The sequence below is a fragment of the Nocardiopsis sp. FIRDI 009 genome, assembly GCF_003386285.1.
Lineage (GTDB): Bacteria > Actinomycetota > Actinomycetes > Streptosporangiales > Streptosporangiaceae > Nocardiopsis.
In genome coordinates this window covers 50,813-65,123 of record NZ_QPNC01000019.1, presented here as the reverse complement: position 1 = coordinate 65,123, position 14,311 = coordinate 50,813, and the positions used below count along the sequence as shown (strand labels likewise).

The following is a 14,311-nucleotide window of genomic DNA, read 5'->3' as shown; positions in this document are numbered from 1 at the left end:
CACGTGCATCTGACCATGCAAACGAACATGACGCTCCGAAAGTCGGCCGCAACTTGGCGTCATCAGACCCTTGAGTTCTCCAGGAATCCGAATAACACTCTATGGAGCAACCGAAACTCATACGGTCCCGAACACGACGTCTGTGCGCCGATCTTCGTAAGAGCGACTTTCCCCGGAGGAACGTGGACTCCGCTCCCGACACCCACCGCTCAGGCCCCTCCCTTCCTTCGACCAGCAACCGCCTCGAAGGCGACGTGCACGGAATCTCCGTCCAGGCCAGAACGGTGCACGGCGGTGTTCACATCACCGCTCCCCCACCACCGGCACCGGCGAACCCTCGGCAGCTCCCCCCGTCACCCGCCGTCTACCTTCCCCGACCCGGACTGGTCGAGGCCATCGACACGGCGGTCTCCTCGGCACACGCCGACGGCCGCTGCGCCCTGGTCGTGGTCACCGGGTCCGCCGGTGTCGGCAAGTCCGCCCTGGCCACCCACTACCTCCGCACGCACCCGGAGCTGGGCGCACGGGGCCAACTCTTCGTGGACCTGCGGGGGTTCCTCCCCGGACCGCCCGCCGACCCCCACGACGTGCTGGAGTCCCTCCTCCTCTCCATGGGGGTCGACCTGCGGTCGGTCCCCGCCGACCTCAGCGCCCGCTCCGGCTGGTGGAGGTCGGTCACCGCCGACGCGCGCGTCTGCCTCCTGCTGGACGACGCCCTCTCCGCGGCCCAGGTCCGGGCGCTGCTTCCCGGCGGGGAGCACGCCACCGTCCTCGTCACCACCCGTGTCCGCCTCGCGGGACTGCGCATGGACGGAGCCGCGTTCGTCGACGTCCCGCCGCTGGCCCCCGACGACGGGGTCGAACTCCTCACCCGGCTGAGCGGCCGCTCGCCCAGCGGCGAGGACGAACGCGCGGCGATCCGCCGTGTCGCGGACCTGTGCGGAGGATTGCCCGTGGCGATGTGCGCCGTCGCCGTCGGCGAGAGCGTCCACCGCGAACAGTCATGGGCGCGGGTCGAACACGGCCTCCAGGACTCCGAGGTCCGGCTGCACCGGCTGAGCGAGGCCAGCCGACGGATCGGCGAGGACACGTCGGTGCGCGGGGCGTTCGACCTCTCCGTCACCGCGCTCGACGCCGACCACGCCCGGATGTACCGGCGCCTGGCATGGCACCCGGGACGCGACATCACCGCCCGGATCGCCGCGCGCCTGGCGTCCGTCCCCGAGGAGGACGCGGAGGTCCTGCTCGACGACCTGGCGCGCCAACACCTGTTGTCGGAAGGCGCCCACGGCCGCTACCGGTTCCACGACCTCCTCCGCCTGCACGCCGCGGAGAAGGCCCGCGCGCAGGAGGATCCCGAGGAACGCCTCGCCGCCGTCGAACGGCTGCTCAGCGACTTCGCCTCGCTGTCCGCCGCGGCCGACGCCGCTCTACGCCCCTACGCGGGGGCCGCCTCATCCGACGATCCGGTCTTCACCGACCCGGCCGAGGCCATCACGTGGCTGGACGACGAACGGGAGACCCTGGCCTCCCTGGCGGCGTACGCGAACGAGAACGGGCACCAGGCCCACGCGCTGCGTCTGGTCGAGGGCCTGTGGCCGCTCTTCCTCCACCGCGGGTACGCCTCCCTCTGGTTGCGTGCCACCGCGCCCGCGATCGCCGCCGCGCGCGCACTCGGCGACACGCGCTCCGAGGGCCGGATGCTGAACAAACGCGCCCGCGGCCACCGGCAACTGGGGGACGCGGACGCCGCGTTGGCCGACCTCACCCGGGCCGAGGCCGTGTGGCGGGAACTCGGGGACACCGCACGCATCGCGCTCACCCGGCAGCAGCGCGGAGCACTGGCCCTCCGGTCAGGCCGGGTCCGCGAGGCGATCGACCTCCTGACCGATACCCTCACCCTGGACGAACGCACCGGCGACGAGCACAACCTGGCGATCACCCTCCTCCTGCTCGGCCGCGCCCACCTCGCGGACGGCGACGCCGATCAGGCGCTGCCCCATCTGGAACGCGGCCTCCCTCTCCTGGAGGAGGACGGCTACAACCAGGCCAGGATCCGGGTCGCCCTCGGCTCCGCCCTGGGCGCGCTGGGGCGCCCCGGCCGGGCCCGGAACGAGTTGGACCGTGCGCTGACGGCGATGCGCGCGTGGAATTCGGTCTCCGGGGAGAGCGAGGCCCTGGAGGCGCTCGGAGGTCTCGCCGAGGACCGGGGGGACACCGAGGAGGCCCGACGCTCGTACGAGCGGGCCCGGGACCTGCTCCCAGCGGCCGATCCCGCCAGAAGCCGTATCGAACGGCGCCTGGCGGGACTGGACCGGGTGTGAGTCACCAGCGGTCGACGTCGACCTGGACGGGGTGTGCGTGCGCGAGTTCGCTCAGGTTCCCCCGTTCCAGGTGGCCGTCGTTGGGGAAGAGGTCCCCGATCGCCCAACTGGCGTGCAGGACGGCGTCGTGGAGTGCCTGGACCGGGTTTCCCGCCGACACCCAGCCGTGGAGGAAGCTCGCGAACAGGGTGTCCCCGGCGCCCACGGTGTTGACCAGGGGGCGGGGTGGGTCCGTCCGCGCGCTGACGAGGGTGCCGTCCCGGAGTCCCACCACGGCCCCGTCGGACCCCCTGCCCACGCCGGCGACCGCGCACCCCGGATAGGTGTCGAAGACCTGCCGGATCCACTCGCGGGGCGGGCCGGGCAGCCGTTCGTGGGAACAGAACAGGATGTCGGCGCTGTGCAGCCAGGCCCGCTGCTCGGGACGGTGGATGTCGGCGATGACGTGGACGTCCACGGCGATCGGGACGCCCGCGCGCCGTGCGTGGTGGATCAGGGGCCGGGCGAACCCGATCGTGGTGAGGACCGCCAGGTCAGCGCCGCTCACCAGATCGAGGAAGACCTCGGTCGGGTAGGCGGCCCCGGCGAGTGGGCCGAGAAAGGTGTACCCGAGTTGGCGGCCGTCCGCCCCGACGAGGCTGACCGCGAGTGGGGAGGAGGCGGCCGGGACGCAGCCGGGGCCGAGCAGGCCCTCCCGTTCCAGCCCGGCGCGCACGGCCCGCCCGGCGGTGTCCTCACCGACGAGGGTGCACAGGTCGACGTCAGTGCCCAGTCGGCGGAGGGTGGCGGCCACGTTGGCCCCCACGCCGCTCACCCCGGTGACCATGTGATCGGTGAAGCCCCTGTGGTCGGGGGTGGCCGGTGCGGTGGTCTCGACCTGGGCGGCCGTGCACAGGTTGGCCACCCCGGCGACCACGATCCTCGGTGTGTCGGTCATGACCGGCCTCCGGGGATGTCCAGGCCGAGCGGGCGCAGGGGGCGCACGGCGGGCTCGGTGGCGGGTTCGCGCAGACCGAGCAGGTCGTAGAGGACGGGTCGGACGCGGTGGGCGAAGCGGCGGGGGTGGGAGGTGACCCGGGAGGCGATCGAGGCCAGGGCGCGCGCCTCACCGTCGGTCACCTCGCGCAGGAGCTGGCCCAGGAGCGGGGCGCCTTCGTCCGCGGGCGGAACGGACCTCAGCGCCTCCCCCATGGGTGAGGCGGGGTCGACGTCGCGGTGGCCGTCCGTGGCCAGGGCCATGGGCCGCCCGGTCAGGGCGGCGTAGACGGTGGTGGATCCGTGGTCACCGACGACCGCGTCGGCGGCGGCCAGGACGCTGGGCCACTCCGCCTCGGTGGGGACGGCGAGCAGCCCGGCATCGGTCCAGGGGCTCAGCCACTCCCGGACCTGCCAGGGGCCGTGCGCGGCGAGGACGTTGGGGTGGACGAGGAGGGCGACTCGACAGCCCTGCCTGTGGGCCTCGGCGACCAGGCGCCACAGCACCCGGGAACGGGCGCCGAGCAGGGAGGCCCGACCCCAGGTCGAGGCGGCGACCACCAGGCGGTCGTCGGGGCCGACGCCGAGCTGGTCCCGGCACCAGTCACGGCGGTCGAGGGAGGCCAGGATCCGGTCCGCGGCGGCGTCGCCCACGACCCGGGCGGCATCGGCGGCCTCGGGACAGGCGGCGGCGAGGCGGCGTTCCTCGTCGGAGTGGGCGAGCGCGACCCGGGCCGCGACCAACGTGCCGCCGCGGACCAGCCCGTCGCGGCCGAGGCCGTAGGTGCCACGGGAGGCGTCGGGCCGCCGCGCGGGTGAGACGGGGACGTACTTGTTGAATCCGACGCCGTGCGCGAAGAGCGCGACGGGGGCGCGCACGAGGTCGAGGTCGCGGCCGACACTGGCGGCCAAGGCGAGGTCGAAGCGGGTGTGGAGGGCCTGCTCCCAGGGGATGACGGCGGCGTCGATCCCGGCCAGGATCCTCTCGACACCAGCACCGAACGCCGCGCGGGGCGCGACGGTGAACACGACCTGCACTCGGGGGTCGCGGGCGAGGGTGGCGACGGGATCCATGAGGCGCTGGGTGTCGGCGACGGTGCGAGCGATCGCCAGAACGCGGCGGCAGCCGGTCCAGGTGGTCCACTTCTCCGGTTCCGTCCCGACGGGGGTCTGCACCCATCCGTTCACGGGTCTGCTCCTTCGTGTGCGGCCCACGGGGTGCGGGCGGTACACGAAGGTTCGGGAGCGGGTCTGGACAGGGCACCGGACACGGTCCTGGACGGATCCGGACACGCGGTTGGACAGAGGCTGACGGTGCTGTTCAGGGCGGTGCCGTCCTGTGCACGGGTTTCCCCGTCAGCCTGCGGTGAACGCCTGGGCGTGCGCTGGCCCCGGGGACGTACACGCCGTGCCGTCGGCGTCGTCGACAGCGCGCCCGTCAGCCGCGAGACTGCTGGGAGCCAGCGTCCGCGCACGAAGGGAAGGTGCCTGGCGGTGCCGTGGTCCACGACTCGACGCGTCGCGTCGGCCGTACTGCTGGCGGTCGCGTCGATCCCGCTCGCCGCCTGCTCGCCCCCCGACGGCCCGGCGGATCGCGGCGCTCCGCCGTCACCGACCGGAACCGTTGAGACCTCCCGGCCCCTCACACCGCCCGACCCCCCGCGGATGGACGCGGAGTTCACACGGCTTGAGGAGGAGTTCGGTGCCCGGCTCGGCGTCCACGCGCTCGACACCGGCACGGGGCAGGCGGTGGAGTTCCGGGCCGACGAACGGTTCGCCCACTGCTCCACCTACAAGGTCCTGGCCTTCGGCGCCGTGCTCGACCGGACACCGGTCGACGAGCTCGACCGGGTCGTCACCTTCTCCGGGGCCGACCTGGTCTTCCACTCCCCGGTCGCCCGGGAGCGCGTGTCCACCGGCATGACGCTGCGCGAGCTGGGCGACGCCGCGCTGCGCCACAGTGACAACACCGCCGCCAACCTGCTCCTGGCGGAGCTCGGCGGACCGGAGGGGCTGACCGAGGCCCTGCGCGGGATCGGCGACGACGTCACCCGTGTGGACCGGTTCGCACCGGAGATGGCGCAGGCGGTTCCGGGCGACGACCGCGACACCAGCACCCCGCGTGCGATGGCCGCGAGCCTGCGCGCGTTCGCGCTGGGTGAGGTCCTGCCCGAGGACCGCAGGGCCGTCCTGGTGGACATGATGCGCTCCAACACCACCGGCGACGATCTGATCCGCGCCGGGGCTCCGGAGGGTTGGGCGGTCGGGGACAAGACCGGCGCGTGCGGCTACGGCACCCGGCACGACATCGGCGTGCTGTGGCCTCCGGAGGGCGACCCCGTCGTCCTGGCGGTCATGTCCAGCCGCGACGAGGCGGGCGCGGGGTACGACGACGCCCTCGTCGCGCGGGCCACGGAGGTGGCGGTCGGAGCCCTCACCCGGGGGCGGTGAGGGCCGCGCCCACGAGAGGGCGGGGTTCCGACGGCAGGGGATCCGCCGCGGCTCGAACCGGGGGCTGGGTGCGACCGTGGACGAGGTCCTCACGGACGCCGTCCCCGGGGACGTGCCCTGGAGGTCCCTGGCCCGGGAGCGGGTCGCGCCGTGATCCCCGGTCCGGCCCGGAGCAGCCCCGGGGGCGCGGGGGCGCGGCGGCTAGGGTGGTCGGATCCCAAGCGACAGGAGGTCGATCCGTGGACGCCGTGCTCTTCGACATGTTCGGGGTCATCGCCCGGGACCAGTCCCCCGAGGGCCGTGTCGCCCTGGAGCGGGCGGCCGGTGTGGCTGGACCGGACTTCTGGTCGGCGTACTGGCATCCGCGCCGGGCCTACGACCGCGGCGACCTGGACGGGCCCGCGTACTGGACGACGGTGTCCGAGCGCCTGGGCGTGCCGTTCGGCGAGGAGGCGATCCGGCGGCTGATCGCGCTCGACGTGGAGAGCTGGTCGCGCGTGGACGAGGAGATGGTCGCGTTCGTCACCGGGCTGGGCGCGGAGGGGACGCGGCTGGGGCTGCTGTCCAACATCCCCGCGGAGATCGCCGACTACTTCGGCCACCACCACGCGCGGGTGCTGGAGCCGTTCTCGGTGTTGGGCCTGTCCAGCCGGATCCGCAGGGCCAAGCCCGAACCGGAGGCGTTCGAGTGGGCCCTGGAGCGTCTGGAGGTGCCCGCCGAGCGGGTGCTGTTCGTCGACGACCGCGAGACCAACGTGCGGGCCGCGATCGGGTTGGGGCTGCGGGGGCACCGGTTCACGTCCCTGCGCGCGCTGCGGGAGCACCTGTCCGGGCGGGCGTGACCTCGGGCCGTCGCGGCCCGACCTTGGGACGACCGGTGGTTCCTCGTCGTATTCGTGACCTGTTCGTGATACTGGTCTAGGTGTCTGCATAACTGTGTGTAGTTAATCAATCACAGAAAGGGATGACTGTGGCCCGCTACTCCACTGCCGCCGCTACGAGTCTCGCCGCCTGCGCGCTGGCCCTGTCCGTCACCACCCCCGCCCACGCCGCGGAGGGCACCCTGACCTTCGAGGTCATCGACTGGAGCAAGCTCACGACCACGGAGCACGTCATCGCCGACGCGGCGCCGGGGTCCTGCCACGCCGTGCCGGAGGAGGTGCGCGCCGAGGAGCGGACGACGGAGTTCTACAGGTTCACGAACAACACGGAGTCCCCCGTCATCCTCATCCGGAACGCCTGCGAGCAGTTCGAGACCAACGGCCGGGCGCAGGCCGTCGAGTACGTCGCCGCGGGCGACACCATCCGCGACCTGCACCCGCAGGCCCAGTCGGTCATCGTTCTGGGGTCCGCCCCGGCTGAGGCGGCCCCGGACGAGGCGGCGTCCGCCGAGCAGGGCACCGCCGAGGGGGCGCCCGCGGAGGCCGCGGAGGCCGCCCCCGCCGAGGCTGCCCCGGCTGAGGCCCCCGCCGAGGCTGCTCCGGCTGAGGCCGCACCCGCGGAGGCGACGCCCGCCGAGGCCGTCGCTCCGGAGGAGGCCGCACCCGCCGAGGAGGTCTCCGCCGAGGAGCGCCCGATGGTGGAGATGTAGGTTCCCGAGCAGTCAGTGCCCCGTCGGCCTCCGACGGGGCACTGCCGTTCTCACCCCTCCCACCTGGACAAAGGCAGCGGTGTGGTCCGTGACACCCTCTCGGGTGCGTGCCAGTCTGGTCGTATGAACGAGAAACAGAAGGCGGTCCTGGAAGGCGGGCCGAAGGACCTTCCACACCGGATCGTGCCCGCCCCGCGCGCGGGCGACGAGGTCAAAATCCCGTTCCGCGGGGGCTATGAGCATTTCTCCGCGACGGCACGGCACCGGTACACGGACGAGGGCGACCTGCCCGTCTACGAGTGGACCTCACGCACCGAGATGGCCTCCTGAAGTTCGGGTGCCGGTCCTCGGCGCCCACGGCGGCGGAGGCGGCTCACGGACCGCCTCCGCCGCCTCCCCTGATCGACCGGGAGTGGCCCCGCCTACCCCGTACCCCGGGCGGGAGTGCGCGCGGGGGTGGCCTAACCTGGGACCGGTCCCGGCCGTCGAGCGCCGGGACGTTGTGTGTCCAGCGCAGACGACCCCGGGGAACTCCAGTGAGCATCGAACCGCGACTGACAGCGACGGCCTTCCGCGTGGTGGCGGTGGTCGAGGCGGTGACCTGGGCCGGGCTGCTGGTCGGTATGGGCTTCAAGTACCTGGGCAACGGTGACGAGACCGGCGTGCACGTGTTCGGGCCGCTGCACGGCGGCGCGTTCATGCTCTACGTGGTGCTCACCGTCGCGGCCGCGCTGCACCTGCGGTGGGGCCTGTGGCCGACCCTGGTGGCGCTGGCCGCCTCCATCCCTCCCCTGGGCACGCTGCCCGCGGAGTGGTGGCTGCGCCGCACCGGCCGACTCGACCGTCCGACCGAGGGCGACCGGACCCCCGAAGCGGTCGGCTGAGCGCCGACGAACCCCCGGGGGGACCGCGACGGCGTCGCGGTCCCCCCGTCGTGTCCGGGGCGCTCAGCCGCCGTGGACGGTGACGACGTAACCCTCCGGGTCCACGAAGGCGAGGTGCGGACCGGACGGGCTCGGTGCGACAGGCCGGGCGACGCGCACCCCCGCCGCGACCAGCGCGTCGTGCAGTGCGGGCGCGTCGTCGCACTTCAGCCACAGCGCGACACCGAGGCCGGGGGTGGTGGCGGAGTCCAGGTCCACCCCGGGCAGGGGCGGGCGGATCGCGAACCGGGCTGTCCGACACCGACGCCCCACACCGACGGAGTGACCGGGGCACGGCCCTCCGCGGGCGGTGCCGCCAGCGCCCGTCGGAGCGGTGCCGCCCGCGGGGTCGGCCCCCTCACCCTGGCCGCAGCCCGATCCGGTCCACGTCCACGCGCTCGGCCGCCGTCAGCGGCGCGCCCGACCGCTCGCGCAGCGCCTCGGCCTCGGACAGCAGCTTCTCGGACCGCTCCGTGTCCCCCATCAGGGCGTACGCGCCCGCCTGGCCCTCCAGCGCGAGCGCGACCGCCCGGGGGTCACCGCTCTCCTCGGCCGCCCCCTGCGCCTCCTCGTGCCGGGCCAGGGCGAGCTCGGCGTCCCCGCGCTGCTCGGCGACGTACCCCAGCTGGGTGAGGATGAACGCCAGCCCGACCCGGCTGCCGGCCCGGCGGTTCCAGTCCAGCCACCGGTGCAGCAGCCGTTCGGCGCGCCCGAGGTCACCCGAACGCCGCGCCACCAGTGCCAGCCCGGCGTCGGCGAACTGCTCGCCCAGCGCGTCCGCGTGTTCGGCCGCGATCCCCCGCGCCCTGGTGAGCAGTTCCACCGCCCGGTCCAGGTCACCGCGGAGCAGCGCCACGCGCCCGAGGCCGGAGAGGGCGCGGGCGACCACCGTCCACAGCCGCAGCTCCTCGGCGATGCGCCTGCCCTCCTCGTGGCGGACGGCCACCCCGTCCAGGTCGCCGAGCGCCTCCAGCACCGCCGCGCTCACGTTCGCGGCCCGGAGCAGTCCCCAGCGGTCGCCGAGGGCACGCATGTCCTGCTCCCCCTCCTCCGCCAACGCCAGCGCCACGTCCAGGTCACCCCGCTGGTGGGCGGCGTCCGCGAGCTGGATCCTGGTGACCGCGGCGCCCCACGGGTCCTTCGCCGCGACGGCCTCCTCGTGCGCGGCGCGGACACACCGCGTGGCCTGATCGGTGTCGCCCAGCCCCCACCTGGTCATCTCCAGGAACCAGGCCAACCGGACGCGGGCGGCGGTGCCCGAGACGATGGGCAGGGTCCGCCGCGCCTCGTCCCGGAGCCGAACGTCCTCGGGGTCCGCGAGGGCGGCCCGCCACACCCGGGCGCGCGCCCGCGCGCCGGGTGAGCCGCCCCGCAGCGCCAGCGCGCGGTCCAGCGCCCGCCGTGACTCACCGGTCCTGCCGCGCAGGTAGCGGTACCAGCACAGGGCGTCGGCCAACCGCAGGGCCAGGTCCGCGTCGGCCTCCCGCACGGCGGTGTCCAGGGCCGCGCGCAGGTTGGCGGCCTCGCGGTCCAGGCGTTCCAACCAGGACCGCTGAGCCGACCCGCGCAGCGCCGCGTCGGCGCGTTCGGCGACGTCCGCGAAGTGGAGGGCGTGCCGCAGCCTGGAGCGGCGGGTCTCGCCCGCCTCCTCCAGGCGGTCGAGGGCGTAGGCGGCCACCGACTCCAGCAGGTGGTAGCGGGTCCCGTCCGGGCGGTCCGCGACCACGACCAGGGAACGGTCGGCGAGCGCGCCGACCGTGTCCAGGACGGCGCCCTCGGCGTCGGCGCACACGGCCTCGGCCGCGGCCAGGTCGCACCCGTCGGCGAAGACCGCCAGGCGGGCGAGCACCCGGCGTTCCACGGGGGGGAGCGGTTCCCAGCTCCAGTCGATCGTCGCGCGCAGGGTGCGCTGCCGCGCGGGGGCGTCGCGACGGCCCATGCCCAGGAGGGCGAAGCGGTCGTCGAGCCGGGCGGCGAGTTCGTCCACACCCATGTGCCGCAAGCGGGTGGCGGCCAGCTCCAGGGCCAGGGGGATGCCGTCCAGGCGGCGGCAGACCACCGCGACGGCGGAGGCGGTGCGCGCGTCGAGCGTGAACGCGGGAACCGCGTCGCGCGCCCGTGCGGTGAAGAGCCGCACCGCTCCGGACCGGGCGAGCTCCTCGGTGTCGTCCGTGTCCGGGGGCAGGTCCAGCGGCGGCACGACGAACCGCCGTTCCCCCGCCACGTCCAGGGGGACCCGGCTGGTGGCCAGGACGGTCAGGTCGGGCACCTCGCGCAGCAGCCGGGCGACGGTGTCGGCCACGGACGCGACCACGTGTTCGCAGTTGTCGAGCACGACCAGGGCCCGCCTTCCGCGCAGCAGGTCGACGACCCGCTCGAACGGGGAGGGGCCGAGGTCGTCGCGTCCGCCGAGCACCGCCGCCAGGACCCCCACGGGATCCCCGTCCGCGGGCAGGGGGGCGAGTTCGACGAGCCACGCGCCGCCCACGGCCGCGGTGTCGGCGAGCCGGGCGGCCGCGGCCAGGGCCAGTCGGGTCTTGCCGACCCCGCCGGGACCGGTCAGGGTGACCAGCCGCCGCTCCCGGGCGAGCGCGACCAGCCGGGGCAGCCGCTCCTCGCGTCCCACCAGGTCGCTGACGGAAGCGGGCAGGTTGCCGGTCGGCGCGTGGGCGGCCGGTCCGGGGGTGAGCACGGGGTCCTGCTTCAGGAGGGAGCGGTGCAGGGCGACGAGGTCGGCGCCCGGGTCGATCCCCAGCTCCTCGGCGAGCCGGGAGCGCAACCGCTCATAGGCCGCCAGCGCCTCGCCCTGGCGGCCCGCCCCGTACAGCGCGCGGATGAACGCGGCGTGCAGCCGTTCGCGGAAGGGGTGCCGGTCGACGACGGCGGCGAGGTCGGCGGCCAGCGCCGCGTACTCGCCCAGTTCGAGACGGGCCTCGGCCCAGTCCTCCACCGCCGTGACCCGCGCCTCCTCCCACCGGGCCGCCGCCGGACGCACCGCGTCGGTGTCGGCGAACTCGGCCAGGACCGGTCCGCGCCACAGGTCCAGGGCCCGGGTCAGCAGGTCCGCCCGCGAGCAGGGGTCGGAGCCGTTCCGGGCCTGGCGGACGAGCGCGGCGAAGCGCGCGGCGTCCACGTCGTCGGCCCGCAGCGCGTAGCCGGGGGCACGGTACCGCACCAGGGCGCGGGCGCCGGGTTCGGCCCGGTCCAGCACGCCGCGCAACTGGGACACCCGGGCCTGGAGCACGGCGGTGGGGCGCGCGGGCGGGGAGTCGCCCCACAGGACGTCGACGAGGTGGTCGACGGTGACCATCCGCCCCTCCGCCAGCAGGAGCGCGGCGAGCAGGGCCCGGACCTTGGTGTCGCGGACGCGGACGGGCACGCCGTCGTCGGTCCACACCCCCAGCGGCCCCAGCACCCCGAATCGCATGCCCCCAACGTAGCGGCCCACGGGCGGACCCGTGGCGGACCCGTGGGGAAACCGTGGCGACGGCGGACACCGTGGGGACGTCAGCCGGCGGCCGAGCGGCCGCACGGACGGAGTCGAAGGACGGAGATGTGCGATGGGTGTCTACGAGGGCAGGCGGGCCGTGGTGATCGGCGGGACGCACGGTATGGGTCTGGGCGTGGTCGAGGAACTCGTGGCCGGTGGCGCGCGGGTGCTGGTGACCGGGCGCAACGAGAAGAACCTGGAGGAGGCGCGCGCCAAGCTCGGCCCCGGGGTACGGGTGGTGCGCTCGGACGCGGCGGACCTGGCCGACATCGACGCCCTCGCCGTGACGGTGCGCGAGCACCTCGGCGGGATCGACTTCCTCCACGTCAACGTGGGGGTGTCGGGCATGGCGCCGGTCACCGAGGTCACCGAGGAGACCTACGACTGGATGTTCGGTGTCAACACCAGGGGCGCCTTCTTCACCGTCCAGCGGCTCCTTCCCCTGATCGCCGACCACGGGGCGATCGTGTTCACCACCTCCGTGACCAACGTGAGCAGTGCCGTGGGCATGAGCGTGTACACCGGCACCAAGGCGGCCCTGCTCGGTTTCGGCCGGGTGCTGGCCTCCGAACTGCTGCCGCGCGGAATCCGGGTGAACTCGGTGGCCCCGGGGTTCATCGACACCCCGAGCATGGGTGTCCCCGGTCTGACCGACGAGCAGCGCGCCGAGTTCATGCGCGTCGGCGACGAGGCCACCCCCATGGGCCGCCACGGCACCATCGCCGAGGTCGCCCGGGCCGTGCTCTTCCTCGGGTTCGAGGCGACCTTCACCTCGGGTCAGGAGATCCTGGTCGACGGCGGGCTGGGGCTGGGGCTGAGCGCGGAACTGTAGTCGGGGTCGGGGAACCCCGCGGACGCGACGCCCGGTCGGAGCGGCCGCCGTGTCCGCGGGGGCGGCACGGCGGCCGCGCACGTGCGGTCAGCCGACCAGGAGCGCCAGCAGGACGACACAGACGACGAACAGGACCAGCGCCGCACCCGCCACGGCGAGGAACGCGCGGGTGGTGGTGAGGGAGAACCGCCGGTACCGGGTGTCCGACTCGACCACCATCTCCCCCATGAAACCCGGGTTGAGCCGGTGCACGACCGCGTTCACGGCCTTCTCCAGCACCTCGTTCTCCCGAGCGCCCGCGATCATCCTCATCAACAGCGCCAGCTGCGGGTCCGCGCCCGGGTCCTGCGTGCCGCCCGGAGGGGGCGCCCCGGTCCGGTCCGCCGCGCCGCCGCCGGGGACGGGCTCCTCGGCGGTCCGTTCGACGGCGTCCCGGCGCGGCGGGAGTTCCTCGGTGTCCTCCGCGCCCTCCCGTTCGGTCCGGGTCCGCTCGGTGGGCTCGTCCCGGGTCCGCTCGGGCCGCTCCCGGAGCCGATCACCGGGTTCCTCCCAGCCCGGAGGCGCCGGTGGCGCGCCGACACCCACCCGCCGCGTGGTCCTCGTCCGTCCCGGCGACGCGGAGCCCGCGCCCTCCCGTTCGGCCCGATCGTGGAGCAGGTCGAGCAGGGCCGCGTAGGCGTCGGCGCCGTTCCCGCGGGCCTGGACCCGGCTCCACTCGTCCTCGCCGAGGACCTCGGCACCGGTGTCGAGGCGGCCGATCAGCCACCGGGCGACGACACGGTGGTGCTGGTCCCGCCCGGCCGGAGCCGCCAGGTCGACGACACGCGCGCCGTCGACCGGCGCGCCGCCCGGGGGCGGCGGCCGGAAGGCGATCCGGGGCCGCTCCGTGTGCTCCCCCGGCCGTGTCGGCCAGGGCTCGTAGGTGCTGAACGACCAGTCGACACCCGGGAAACGGGGGTCCCTGGCCCGCCCCAGGATCCCGTGGAGCGTCTGGTACACCCCCCACAGCAGCACCAGGCGGTCCCGCTGTCCCAGCACCCCGTCCCCGTGGGCGGTGAGGACGTCCACGGGGGTGAAGGGGTCGGCCAGCACCGCCGTGACCAGGGTGAGCAGCCCGGCACTGTCCAGGGCGTCGGTGGTGAGGGCGGCCTTGTCGGCCCCGACGTCGTCGTGGGTGAGGGCGGGGACCGGGCGTAGCGCCCCCCAGGTCCCGGGCGGCGCGGAGGGCTCCCCCGGCCAACCGCGGGCGGCGAACACCAGCGCCGGTGACGGCGTGATCGTCCGCCCCACCAGGGCCCTGGCCGTGTCGCCGTGACCGTCGCGGCCCGGGTCCTCGGGCAGGCGGTACACCAGTGCGCCCTGCTGGTCGTCGTACCACCGGTACCAGTAGCCGCCCTCCGCCTCCCCGGAGGCGGCCCCCGGGTCGACGACCCCGTTCAGCCGCGTGTACCAGTGGGTCAGCCTCCGGTGGCCGTCGTCGGTCTCGCGCCACGACGTGGCGGTGGGTCCGAACCCCCGCCCCAACAGGTTGCTCTGCCGGTGACCGAAGTGGATCTGGTGCAGGGTGGAGTCTTCCCCGCCGTTCGTGGTCGTCAACGTCCCGTTCCCCCACATCGTCGGTGTCGATCACGCCGGTCGTCGTCAGGATCGCCAGAAGGGACGCGTTGGGGCTCGGGACGCGACGGGGTCGCGGCCACGCGTCGGCACGCAGTCGCGCTCTCCACG

Annotated in this window: 12 protein-coding genes; 7 read left to right on the top strand and 5 right to left on the bottom strand. The window is 74.6% G+C overall.

Annotation, left to right across the window (positions count from 1 at the left end; translation table 11 throughout):
- The first annotated feature begins 182 nt into the window (after positions 1–182).
- Positions 183–2,324: a tetratricopeptide repeat protein gene (locus DVR05_RS16500; protein WP_232832182.1), complete on the top strand. Its 2,142-nt coding sequence runs from the start codon at positions 183–185 to the stop codon at positions 2,322–2,324.
- A gap of 1 nt (position 2,325) precedes the next feature.
- Here the strand turns inward: DVR05_RS16500 and DVR05_RS16495 are convergent, their stop codons facing one another.
- Together DVR05_RS16495 and DVR05_RS16490 are read right to left on the bottom strand one after the other, a co-directional pair.
- On the bottom strand, positions 2,326–3,261 hold the full coding sequence (locus tag DVR05_RS16495; protein WP_116246784.1) for a carbohydrate kinase family protein: 936 nt from the start codon (positions 3,259–3,261) through the stop codon (positions 2,326–2,328).
- Positions 3,258–4,487, bottom strand: a complete 1,230-nt coding sequence (locus DVR05_RS16490) for a hypothetical protein (RefSeq protein ID WP_116246783.1) — start codon at positions 4,485–4,487, stop codon at positions 3,258–3,260. The genes DVR05_RS16495 and DVR05_RS16490 overlap by 4 nt, the downstream gene beginning before the upstream one ends.
- A gap of 306 nt (positions 4,488–4,793) precedes the next feature.
- On the opposite strand from DVR05_RS16490, the gene bla reads away from it, so the two are divergent.
- From bla to DVR05_RS16460, 5 genes are all read left to right on the top strand, one after another.
- Complete coding sequence (gene bla / locus DVR05_RS16485; RefSeq protein WP_198659217.1) at positions 4,794–5,750, top strand: class A beta-lactamase; 957 nt, start codon at positions 4,794–4,796, stop codon at positions 5,748–5,750.
- Positions 5,751–5,989: 239 nt separating this feature from the next.
- Complete coding sequence (locus DVR05_RS16480) at positions 5,990–6,592, top strand: HAD family phosphatase (RefSeq protein WP_116246781.1); 603 nt, start codon at positions 5,990–5,992, stop codon at positions 6,590–6,592.
- Positions 6,593–6,720: 128 nt separating this feature from the next.
- Entirely contained in the window at positions 6,721–7,341 is a 621-nt protein-coding gene (locus DVR05_RS27075) for a hypothetical protein (protein WP_198659216.1), read from the top strand.
- 123 nt (positions 7,342–7,464) lie between these two features.
- On the top strand, positions 7,465–7,671 hold the full coding sequence (locus DVR05_RS16465; RefSeq protein WP_116246780.1) for a DUF5988 family protein: 207 nt from the start codon (positions 7,465–7,467) through the stop codon (positions 7,669–7,671).
- 206 nt (positions 7,672–7,877) lie between these two features.
- Positions 7,878–8,225 carry a DUF3817 domain-containing protein gene (locus DVR05_RS16460; protein ID WP_116246779.1) on the top strand — a complete coding sequence of 116 codons (348 nt, stop codon included), beginning with the start codon at positions 7,878–7,880 and terminating at the stop codon, positions 8,223–8,225.
- A 63-nt stretch (positions 8,226–8,288) separates the two neighbouring features.
- On the opposite strand, the gene DVR05_RS16455 is transcribed toward DVR05_RS16460, so the two are convergent.
- Both DVR05_RS16455 and DVR05_RS16450 read right to left on the bottom strand, forming a co-directional pair.
- The gene (locus DVR05_RS16455; RefSeq protein ID WP_116246778.1) at positions 8,289–8,483 is read right to left on the bottom strand and encodes a glyoxalase/bleomycin resistance/extradiol dioxygenase family protein; all 195 of its coding nucleotides are present in this window, start codon (positions 8,481–8,483) and stop codon (positions 8,289–8,291) included.
- A 139-nt stretch (positions 8,484–8,622) separates the two neighbouring features.
- Positions 8,623–11,691 carry a BTAD domain-containing putative transcriptional regulator gene (locus DVR05_RS16450; protein WP_116246777.1) on the bottom strand — a complete coding sequence of 1,023 codons (3,069 nt, stop codon included), beginning with the start codon at positions 11,689–11,691 and terminating at the stop codon, positions 8,623–8,625.
- Between the two features lie 133 nt (positions 11,692–11,824).
- On the opposite strand from DVR05_RS16450, the gene DVR05_RS16445 reads away from it, so the two are divergent.
- Positions 11,825–12,586 (top strand): SDR family oxidoreductase, encoded by a 762-nt coding sequence (locus DVR05_RS16445; RefSeq protein ID WP_116246776.1) that lies wholly within the window; start codon positions 11,825–11,827, stop codon positions 12,584–12,586.
- A gap of 87 nt (positions 12,587–12,673) precedes the next feature.
- Here the strand turns inward: DVR05_RS16445 and DVR05_RS16440 are convergent, their stop codons facing one another.
- The gene (locus tag DVR05_RS16440) at positions 12,674–14,182 is read right to left on the bottom strand and encodes a hypothetical protein (protein WP_116246775.1); all 1,509 of its coding nucleotides are present in this window, start codon (positions 14,180–14,182) and stop codon (positions 12,674–12,676) included.
- Between the last annotated feature and the right edge of the window lie 129 nt (positions 14,183–14,311).